This window comes from Polaromonas sp. P1_G2, from assembly GCF_056405515.1.
In genome coordinates this window covers 1-390 of sequence record NZ_JBFUBY010001511.1, presented here as the reverse complement: position 1 = coordinate 390, position 390 = coordinate 1, and the positions used below count along the sequence as shown (strand labels likewise).

1 pseudogene is annotated in these 390 nt (G+C 58.7%); it reads left to right on the top strand.

Going from position 1 to position 390, the window contains the following annotated elements:
- Positions 1 to 390 (top strand): annotated as a pseudogene (locus AC1D0P_RS31315) (hypothetical protein); the annotation flags it as partial.

Below are 390 nucleotides of genomic sequence, written 5' to 3'. Positions count from 1 at the left end.
ATTTCCGCTTCCCCAAGGATTTCTCCAATTTCGTCTATCTCAGCCAGATTCAGCAGGGCCTGGCGATCAAGACGGCGGTGGAATATTGGCGGTCGCTGAAGCCGCATTGCATGGGCACGATCATCTGGCAGCTCAACGACACCTGGCCCGTGGCCTCCTGGGCAAGCCTCGACTACGGCGGCAACTGGAAGGCCATGCATTACCAGGCGCGACGTTTCTTCGCGCCGGTGGCGCTGTTTGCCATCCCATCACCGAGTGGTGACGTGCTCGATATGGTGATGATTAATGATATTGAAGACAATATCGAGATCGGGGCGGCCTTCTATACGGTCTCGCTCGACGGCAAGGCGTCGCCGCTGCAATCGGCCAAGGCCACCTGCCGTCCCGACA